Annotated in this window: 9 protein-coding genes; 5 read left to right on the plus strand and 4 right to left on the minus strand. The window is 53.9% G+C overall.

The window, feature by feature from the left end:
* Both ACF8MI_RS04550 and ACF8MI_RS04555 read left to right on the plus strand, forming a co-directional pair.
* On the plus strand, window positions 1–1,370 hold a 1,370-nt coding region (locus ACF8MI_RS04550; RefSeq protein WP_392517380.1), incomplete at its 5' end, for a hypothetical protein.
* Entirely contained in the window at window positions 1,367–1,726 is a 360-nt protein-coding gene (locus ACF8MI_RS04555; RefSeq protein ID WP_003253491.1) for a hypothetical protein, read from the plus strand. The genes ACF8MI_RS04550 and ACF8MI_RS04555, both read left to right, overlap by 4 nt.
* 8 nt (window positions 1,727–1,734) lie before the next feature.
* On the opposite strand, the gene ACF8MI_RS04560 is transcribed toward ACF8MI_RS04555, so the two are convergent.
* Entirely contained in the window at window positions 1,735–2,157 is a 423-nt protein-coding gene (locus ACF8MI_RS04560; RefSeq protein WP_003253488.1) for a hypothetical protein, read from the minus strand.
* An 83-nt stretch (window positions 2,158–2,240) separates the two neighbouring features.
* Between ACF8MI_RS04560 and ACF8MI_RS04565 the strand changes: the two genes are divergently transcribed.
* From ACF8MI_RS04565 to ACF8MI_RS04575, 3 genes are all read left to right on the plus strand, one after another.
* Window positions 2,241–2,561 (plus strand): helix-turn-helix domain-containing protein, encoded by a 321-nt coding sequence (locus ACF8MI_RS04565; protein ID WP_003253486.1) that lies wholly within the window; start codon window positions 2,241–2,243, stop codon window positions 2,559–2,561.
* Between the two features lie 149 nt (window positions 2,562–2,710).
* Window positions 2,711–3,070, plus strand: a complete 360-nt coding sequence (locus tag ACF8MI_RS04570) for a histone-like nucleoid-structuring protein, MvaT/MvaU family (protein ID WP_003253484.1) — start codon at window positions 2,711–2,713, stop codon at window positions 3,068–3,070.
* A gap of 956 nt (window positions 3,071–4,026) precedes the next feature.
* Window positions 4,027–4,947, plus strand: a complete 921-nt coding sequence (locus tag ACF8MI_RS04575; RefSeq protein ID WP_003253479.1) for a hypothetical protein — start codon at window positions 4,027–4,029, stop codon at window positions 4,945–4,947.
* 130 nt (window positions 4,948–5,077) lie between these two features.
* Here ACF8MI_RS04575 and ACF8MI_RS04580 read toward each other — a convergent pair whose 3' ends face one another.
* The 3 genes from ACF8MI_RS04580 to ACF8MI_RS04590 all read right to left on the minus strand — a co-directional run.
* Window positions 5,078–6,907, minus strand: coding sequence for a CocE/NonD family hydrolase (locus tag ACF8MI_RS04580; protein ID WP_003253477.1), 1,830 nt, complete (start codon window positions 6,905–6,907; stop codon window positions 5,078–5,080).
* 44 nt (window positions 6,908–6,951) lie between these two features.
* Complete coding sequence (locus ACF8MI_RS04585; RefSeq protein WP_003253475.1) at window positions 6,952–8,391, minus strand: YfcC family protein; 1,440 nt, start codon at window positions 8,389–8,391, stop codon at window positions 6,952–6,954.
* A gap of 112 nt (window positions 8,392–8,503) precedes the next feature.
* The coding region (locus tag ACF8MI_RS04590; protein WP_392517381.1) for a LysR substrate-binding domain-containing protein at window positions 8,504–9,238 on the minus strand (735 nt) is incomplete at its 5' end.

The raw sequence follows: 9,238 nt of genomic DNA on the forward strand, positions 1-9,238 counted from the left end.
ACTTTGTTGAGGAGATATGTAAGTGCTTCCCCGTATCTCCAAAAGAGCTCTACAGTGGTGGGCGATTTTACAGCAGCAGCGTTGAACTCCCTAGAATAACGGCCGCTCGAATCGCAATTTGGATAGATGAACGAATGCATAATTGGGATTGGTCTAATTTTCTCAATGAGTACAAAAAGAACTGTTATAGCGTATCCGTCATTGACATTGCAAAACACACAAAATCCTCCGAGGCGTCAGTAAAAAAGAGCAAATGGTTTGTAGATCACCTGCGCACCTTTCTCAAGGGAATGGTTCACGACGGGCTTTTCAAGCCTGGAAACAATCCTTCACATGCGCAACTCTTCGACATCCGGAATGAGTGGGCAAGCATCAGAGAACTTATGTTATCTCAAAGAGGATTCGGGGCGGGAGTACCATCCCTGGTCATAGATATCAGACTGCTCAAGCGCCTTTTAGAAGATAAATACAGATTTCACCTGCGACGCCATTTTGAAGAACAATTTTCAATGCCTGGTGATGGAAGTGAAGCACCTTATCATGCGAAGCACACTGCCAAAGGTTATCCTAGCAAGCTGAGTGACAACTTACTTGTAATCTGGGAAAACCAGTTTGACTCGATATCTGAGCTAGGGATCATCCCCCGCCCCCTATTTAGAGCCGATCTCTACAACTATCTCTCTTCGAACTCCTCAAAAAAAACAATCTTTCAGCGCCTTGACCTACGAGGGCAAGACGGTGAAATCTTTTCCATCACTCCTCATCAAATCCGTCGTTGGGTTACCACGGCAATTCTTCGTTCTGGTCCCTCTGAAACAGCTGTGGACCTATGGATGGGGCGAACCCCACGCCAAAGCCGTCAATATGACTACCGTACTGCCAAAGAGCGAGCAGAATATGTGAGATCTTTATACTTGGCCGTTGACCCTCCCCCAGACTTTTTGGGCAGGCTAGTAATCCGATGGCGGGAGGAGTCAATCGCTGACGAACAAATCGAAGAGATGATCATCGAGAAACTCAGCATTCTCAACCTAACGCCTTGGGGCGGGTGTACACGTGAGCTCTATATCAGTCCGTGCGACAGGGGCCTCATGTGTATCAGAGGCTTCGGTACAGATTCTGGATGTAAATCCTTTCACCTGAACCCTGATGATCTGGAAGCAAAGGCCGCTATCGAGAGCTTACTCAGCGAGTACGAGAAAATTTTGAGGGCAATTTTTGACAACCAAACTGACATCACGTCTAGTATTGAGGCTGAGCTCGATAATACTCACGCTTTCGATCAGCACGTTCTGTTTGTGATGGATATGGTTACGAGCTGCAAAACGGCCTTAGAAGCTTACTCAAAACCTAAGAAGGCTTCATCATGAAGCAGGAAAAAAAATGGAAGGACCACGTGCGGTCCATTCTCGCCGAATATGAGGCCGGACGGGTTCAGGAACCGCTCACCCAAAGTGGCCTTGCCCAGCAGGCGGGTGTTAGTCGTCAAACGCTCTGGAGAGATGAGGAAATACGATCTTTATATACGGCCACTCAGACCCATCTTAAAGACTTCAAAAAGGTCGGGCGTAAAAATAGTGATGCGAGAATTTATGCTCTCGAAGCACAGCTACAAAAAGCACGCATGGAGAACAATCGATTAATTCAGACAATCGTCAAAGCCGCTCAGCTAATGACCGAGGATGCAATTGACCCAAGACGATACTTCGAAGATACCACGAGCTGACTCACCAGCTATCCTCGTCTGTAAAGTTCCTTGAAGAAGCCATACTCACGGCACTCGGAGCTGTTAGGCTGGTAATACCGACGACCGCCTTGAACGGTGTAACACCTGTACAAACGATCCTCGCTTTCATGAATGACCTCCAGATGCTCCATCGCCCACCCGCTACTACCGTTCATCCACCCGGGAGTAACAATCTGAAGGGATAACTCAACGGCACCATTCAGGGTTAAACGCGTGAACTGCTCCAGCCCACGCATGTCCTCCAGAAAGAAGACCTCCACACACGTGTCCTCTCCCCGCTCCCTCGTCACCGTGATGTGAATCCATGGCGATGACAGCCGTTGCTCCACGAAATGCCAAGCCTGCTGATCCTCAGCCAGCCAGGCGAAGGAGCGATCCACCTCTGCCCATCGGTTGGTGATAAACATCATGACCCCCTCTCAAATGAACAGCATACATTGTAGTCATATACTGTTCACGGGTGCCTCATCTTTCCTTTTGCGGAAGATGCAAAGTGGAATTGAGACAGGCATTCGGTCGGGTTCTGAAGTGGATGCGAGTCCAGCAAAAGCTGACCCAAGAAGACTTCGCGACGGTGAGCAGTCGTACCTACATCAGCACGCTGGAAAGGGGACGATACGTCCCGACCATCGAGAAACTGGACACCATCGCACCAGTGCTGGGAGTTCATCCGATCACATTACTGGTTGGGAGCTATGCCCTCAAAGAGAACCGAGCAGTGGCAGAGTTACTCGCTCAAATCACTCAAGAAGCTGAACGCATGGACCTTGCAACGGCCTTCCCGGACTCAAGCAAAACCTCACACCAGAGCTGATCACCACCTGCTAATGCCGCGAAGCGATTGCCCAAGCGCCAATGGGGGGACTGGATTTTGCTCTATTGCAGGGCTGTTTAGGCCACAAGATACTTAGCACGCTTTCTGTCTAGCCTGATAAAATCTCAGGCCACTTCTTGGAGAATCTCATGTCCCGTCTCGCTGAATTTCGCCTTCTCGAACAACAGCTCGCCGCGCAGCTCGCCGAACTGGAAGCACTGAAGAATGATTCCGCCCTGAAGCAGGAAATGGAATTCGAAACGAAGCTCCGCAACCTGCTCAACGATTACGGCTACAGCCTGCGTCACGTGATCCAGATCATTGATCCGCAGCCCGTAGATTCCGGATCTATTGCACAAAAACCTGCACGGAAACCACGAGTAGTGAAAACCTACAAGAACCCGCATAGCGGAGAAGTCGTTGAGACGAAGGGGGGCAATCAGCGCACTCTGAAGGCCTGGAAGGCAGAGTACGGTGCCGAGGTGGTTGAGTCCTGGTTAGCCAACTGACTGTGCTGTAGTCGACCTGTGGCAGGAGCATAAACGTGAATCGTCGCCAAATGCGAATTCCCATTCTGGGGCGCGACGATTTTTTTGGTAGGTGGTAATGACACACCATTTATGCGCATTAAATAGAGGTCCACTTCAGAAACGGACGCTCCAAAATGCGCAATGCTCTCGTCACAATCTCAGTAAACACCCTCGCAAGCATCCTGGCTGGTCTCATGCTCCACTGGATCACCCCCCCTCCTACTGCCGAAGCCATTCGATCCGGGATCGCGACGCCTGTCTCACCGTCTAAGTCGGTTACCGAGCCTTGACATCTGCACCTCCGAATCATGTGGCCGGCTTACCCAGTGGATGCCTCAAAAAAGCAGAACTTGGGGACCAGTTCGCGCCCCGCCCGAAGCGCATGAAGTGATGTTCCGTTTTTAGACCAAGCGAGAGCACGCCAGGCTTACAAGTCAGTTGCATGATCAGCTGAACGAATTGCTGGAGCATTTCGTAAACCTCAACGAGGGGCTGTACTTCGGGGGCGGATGTCACGGTATTGCAGAATTTCACTATGCTCGATGCGGAGGATGAAGACTTCGTGCATTACAGCCTGCACGACTGGTTCAGTTTTGGAGACGCCATAGAAGACGACGATTTGCTGATTGAGCGGCCTTGATCGACGGTGCTGGGCCATAGCTGACGGCTGGTCTGCCTACCAACTGATCCGTTCCGTGGCAGGTGTTATTTTCTCTACAAGAATAGCCTCCACGCCTCGGGCGGGTCCCAGACCTGCACTGCGCACCAGGGGGTTAGTTGTTTCTGGGGCTCACAGACTCCTTACGGGGTAATCCCATGCTTCTGGCAAGGCCTGCCACCGGAGGGTGACCACCTAAGGGGCAGATAGGCCTTCCTGCTACCGAACTTCGCTGGGTACGATCAATAAACCCTCTATTGATACGGTTTTGGCAAAGATGGATGTGTACAAGCTCCGCATTGAAGACACTGAAAGCAAAACCATAGACAAGGATCGGTTCGAGTCTGAGACCTTCCGCAGGGAGCCGTGGTATCAGCCCGGAAGCGCGGGCAAGCTGGCTCAGTTCGCGGTGTGCCCGGCATGCGACAACCCTGTCCAGCTGGTAGGGCTGTATGAGTTACCCCCAAACGTAAAAAATCCCTTCGGAAAGCACGCGACGAAGAGCATTCGCGGTATCGCTCCATTTGATGGAGAGGCCCGTAACGATTGCCCATACTTCCAGCCCCGTCAGCACAAGAAGACCGACCGAAAAACCGGTTTTGACGGCGTACCGCGGAAGATTCTCAGGCTTTTGATAGAACAGTTTGACCGCGTGGTTTACATCCTGGAGAAGGAAACCCAGGTGGTGCTCTCGGAGAAAGCCTTGCGAGGCATGCTGCAGCGTTACAAAGGGGAGCGCGGCTACCTCTATACCGGTGCGACGCTACGCAACGTGCCATGGATCTTCGCCTATATGTCGGACGCCACTCGGCTCTTTGGCCAGAAGATAGGTGGGAATGCTGAGCTTGTGAAAGCGATAGAGTCTCAAGTGCCAGGGGCGGAAATCAGCACCAAAGGCCGGCTGGAGGCGAAGAGCCTTCCTGGGATGAAAGGCCCCTACTTCGATCTCAAGATGAGTTTCATCCGCCACCGGATCTCTAAGGATAACGAGGAATCCGGCCTGGTTGAGAGCATGGAGTTTGTAGTGTCCCAGCTTCGCAAAGGTGAGCTTGAGCACATTCACAAGCAGGTGCTCAAATTCGATCCGGCTTGGTTCGAGAGCCTCATCCGAATGCCTGTTGATCATCCCTATCGCAGGATGGACCGAGTGGATATGGCCCGTGAAGAGCTAGGCGATTTGCTGGTGTCGAACGGGTAGAGGTGAGCATCGTGTAAACCTATTTTTTTACCTGTTAACTACAGTGGTTAACAGGTAAAAAAACTGGTTTACAGGGACAGCGCTCGGCAGCTGTCCAGAACTGCTGCCAAGCGATAGCTCTATACCGCTATCAGCTACCAGCTGGTGCTTGGACGACCGTTAGCTGAATCCTGGAGGGCCGCTTAGCCCCCATATGTACGGTATTTCGAGCAGTCCTTTTTTTGTTCGCGCAGCCTTCCGGCTCACCGCTGTTGGGGTTTACGTCGAACCGTGGGAAATTGCTGCCGGCAATCTCAAGGCGCAAGCTGTGACCGCGCTTGAACAGGTTGCAGGTTGCAAACGGTTCGATCTGCACCTTGAAACATTCCCCAGGTACCGTCGGCTTCGGATCGTTCCAGCTGTCCCGGTATCGGCAACGAATGATGCCGTCTGTAATGTTCATGGCATACCCCTCTGGGAAGTCATCGCTTGGCGGATAGACGTCGACCACCTTAGCGGTAAAGTCAGTGTCTAAGCCGTCGGTCTCGACCCACAGCTGGATCGTTACCGGACCGGCGACAGCAAGGTCAGCTTCAAGCGGCTCAGTTTCGAAACACAGCACATCGCTGCGCTGGCAGATGGCACTGCCATCTCCGCGCGCGCCGAAGAAGCGTGGTGTTTCTCGCTGATCAAACGCTCCGCCTTCGAAGACAGGAGCGCCGGAAGTCAGCGCGCCGCCGATGGTCGGTACTGGATTAGATGGATCGGCGAGGAAGTGGCAAGCAGCATCGGTTGCCGCTGGCCCCCCTTTGCTCAACTGACCGTCAGGATGAAGATAAAGATCCAACCGCTGGCTGCCAGGTAATGGCCACTGCTGTGCATCAAGCCACTGACCACCATGATCTATTCGCGTGTCCTGAAGCTTGCGACCACTACCACCGCCCATCATGAATACCTGCACCTGTTGGGCTGGTGCAGTGATCTGTAGCTGCAGATGGTTTACAAACCACTCAATACGACAGGACAGCCAATCCTGCGCCACTTGCCCATCGAAAGCGGCGGCTGGGCCAAACTCGGCATCGCCGCTGTGGCTAATGTTGCGGTCGCCATGCAGCCAAGGGCCCATCACGAGTCGTTGTGGTGCCTTACCGTTCGCGACGAAGGCAGCAAAGTTATCCAGGGTTGAGCTGACATAGGCGTCATACCAGCTCGACATGTGCAGCACCGGAATATCGGGAATGTTGCTGCGATAGTGATCGGCGCAAATGCCCAACTGTTGCCAATAGGCATCGAAACAGCCGCGGCCCCATTGGTCGAACAGGTAGTCCTCATACGCTGGCGCATGACGCAGCGGTGAAAATCCTGGACGCCACGGCATATGGGCGAACCAATGCCGGATGTCTTCCTGCTCCAATGCTTCGCGCAATAGTGGATCGGCTTTGGCTGCCGGACTTTCCTTGGCCTGCTTGTATGCCCATGTGGCCTGTTTGAGCTCGAATGCGCCTCCTTGGCGGATGCCACATTGATAAGCGTTGGCGAAGCCTCCAGAGTCCAGCACCATCGTCTTCAGCCCTGGAGGATTTAAGCAGGCCATAGCGAGCTGAGTATGGGCTGCATAAGAAAGACCCATGCTTCCGACCTTCCCATTGCACCAAGGCTGCTCGACCAACCAGGCCAAAGTGTCGTAGCCGTCTTCTGCTTCGTTGACGTACTTGATGAATTCGCCTTCGGAGGCGTAGCGACCGCGGCAGTCCTGAAACACAGTGACGAAGCCATGTTCGGCAAAGGCTTGGGCCATCTCTTCACGCCCTAAGTGATGACCATTCAGGCATTTCTCCGAGCGTGAGGGCTTGCTCTTGTCGTATGGAGTGCGTTCGATCACCACTGGCCACACGCCGGTACTTTCATCAGGCAGGTAGACATCGGTGGCCAACCGAACGCCATCGCGCATCGGGACCATCAGGTTTCTGAGGATTTGCATGTTTGACACTCAAAGCAGTAGGGCCGCATACGCGGCCCGAGATTTCAGTAGCCGGTCAGAACGGCAATGGAGAGGAGGCACATGGCGATGGCCGCGAATACCAGGCACAACGGCCAGATGAATCGCGCCCATTGACCCCATCCGACTTGAGCGGTCGCAAGCAGCACTAGTAGGCCACTTGAGGTAGGAGTGATCAGGTTTGTTAGACCATTGCCCAGCAAAAAGGCATACACAGTGGTCTGAGCGCTCACACCTGACAATTGCCCCAACGGTCCGAAGATTGGCATGGTCACTGCTGCTTGCCCCGACGTGGACGGGATCAGGACATCCAGCCCGAGTTGTGCGAAGAACATGCCGTACGCCGAAACTAGAGGGCCGTGATCGCTGACCAGGTTGGAAAGGTTGTTGACGATAGTGTCGAGCACCTGGCCAGTGCTGAGGATGATCTCCACCGCAGTGGCGAGACCGATCAGCACGCCGGCCATTAGCACCTTCTTCATTCCGTCGACGAATGCGCCGGCAGCCTCGCTGGCACCGATGCCAGCCACCACACTGAACACCATGCTCATCGCCAAGTAGTACGCAGACAACTCTGGGTACTTCCAGTGCCAGCGATTGGAGGCATAAACCAGGAAGGCGACGCCCGCTCCCAGCAGTAGAAGGTTGAGACTGTGGCGTGGCGCTAGCGGTGTGCGCTTAAAAGTAAACTCAGCACTGGCGTCGTAACCCAGTCGGCGTACAGTCATTAACACGAAGCCAATGCCGACCAGCAGAAACACCAAGTAGGCTGCCACACGCATATTCAGCCCGCTGAACATTGGAACGCCCACTAGCGGCTGGGCAACCGCCAATGCCACGGGGTTGGTAATCGAACCCAGATAGCCGATTTTCACCGAGATCACCACGATCGCCAGACCAACAATGTTGGGCAGCCCCAGGCGATTGGCCATCGCTACCATTAGCGGGACGATCAGGATGAACTCTTTGGCCAGTCCCATGAACGTGCTACCGGCCGAGAACACCAGCATCAAGCAGGGTACCAGCACGTAGATGTTGCCCCGGGTAAGGCCAAGTATCCGCTCAAGACCAGCATCGATTGCCCCGGCCTTGTTCAGCACGCCAAACATTCCGCCGATGAACAAAACCATGAAGATCAGGCCGGCTCGCTTCTCGATGCCCTGTGGAATGGCCATGAAAGCCTCAACCAAGGAGACCGGACGTGCAGCAGAATCGGTTGTGGCACGCGGCTCTGTGGAAAATAGCTGGCTTAGAGAGGCGTCCTTTTCCAAGGTCTGGTACGAACCGGGGACAACAGCGATGTCTTTGCGCTGGAACTGGCCTGAATCGACGAAGTAGGTGAAGGCCAGAGCCATGAAAACAATGCTCAACAGGATCAACGCAGGATTGAGCTGCTTGGCCGGGCGAGGGATGTCTGCTTTTCCAGCAGGCGCGGCTTGCGCCGCCGGTGCATGAGGTAGGTTCATGGTGCGCGATCTCGATTATTGTTTTGTAGGGGCCCAGGGCTACAGGGCGCACACTAGTTCAATCGGATGCAGTCACTCAACGTTATGAGTAAATCGGGTTGGGCTATGCAATTTATTGCGTTGGCGTAGAACCATTCACCTCTGTGAGCCTGTTACGCATGTGCTCCGCGAAACTCTCAACCAGCAAAGAGCGTGGCTGGTCTTTGCGGAAAATCAGGCCAAAACGATAGCAAAGCGCAGGTCTCAGCGGCTTGGCGATCAAAGGAAGGCCACCAAACTCTTTGGCCAAAAGACCATTGATAATTGAGACCCCCATACCCTCTGCAACGAATGCGCAAGCAGCACTGACCGAGTGGACCTCTACGCGAACTTGAGGGGTAATTTCAGCCTCTCGGAAACGCAGGTCGAGTTCAGATCGAAGGCTCCTTTGCCGCCCCAGAAGCACGAGGGGTTCATACCGCAATGCTTCGAGACTGACCTCCGATAGCTCCGCCAGTGGATGGCTTTGGTGCATGACGCACATCCCTTCGGTCTCCAGTACCGGTAGCACTTCAAAATGCTGAAGTTCCGTAGGCAAACGCACGAAAGCGAAGTCAGCGCTTTTGTCGAGTACGGCCCTTTCCAGCGCATCGTATCCGCCGGTGATGACCTCTACGACGACGTCCTCACGGCCCTGCATGAATTCGGCAACGATCCTCGGTAGCAAGTGTTGAGACATGCTGGTCGGTACTGCAACCTTGAGCAGACTCCGGCGCGAATGACCCAGTCTCAGCTCATCTGCCATGCGTTGTACGCGCTGGAGGTTGTCTACGAGCTCCGCCACCTGTCCAAGGAGTTCTTCCGCCTC

The organism is Pseudomonas sp. yb_9 (assembly GCF_043103635.1).
GTDB classification, from domain to species: Bacteria; Pseudomonadota; Gammaproteobacteria; order Pseudomonadales; family Pseudomonadaceae; genus Aquipseudomonas; species Aquipseudomonas monteilii.

Coding starts and splice junctions, on each gene's coding strand:
- ACF8MI_RS04555 (WP_003253491.1), top strand. CDS start 1,367: ATGAAGCAGGAAAAAAAATGGAAGGACCACGTGCGGTCCATTCTCGCC.
- ACF8MI_RS04560 (WP_003253488.1), bottom strand. CDS start 2,157: ATGATGTTTATCACCAACCGATGGGCAGAGGTGGATCGCTCCTTCGCC.
- ACF8MI_RS04570 (WP_003253484.1), top strand. CDS start 2,711: ATGTCCCGTCTCGCTGAATTTCGCCTTCTCGAACAACAGCTCGCCGCG.
- ACF8MI_RS04575 (WP_003253479.1), top strand. CDS start 4,027: ATGGATGTGTACAAGCTCCGCATTGAAGACACTGAAAGCAAAACCATA.
- ACF8MI_RS04580 (WP_003253477.1), bottom strand. CDS start 6,907: ATGCAAATCCTCAGAAACCTGATGGTCCCGATGCGCGATGGCGTTCGG.
- ACF8MI_RS04585 (WP_003253475.1), bottom strand. CDS start 8,391: ATGAACCTACCTCATGCACCGGCGGCGCAAGCCGCGCCTGCTGGAAAA.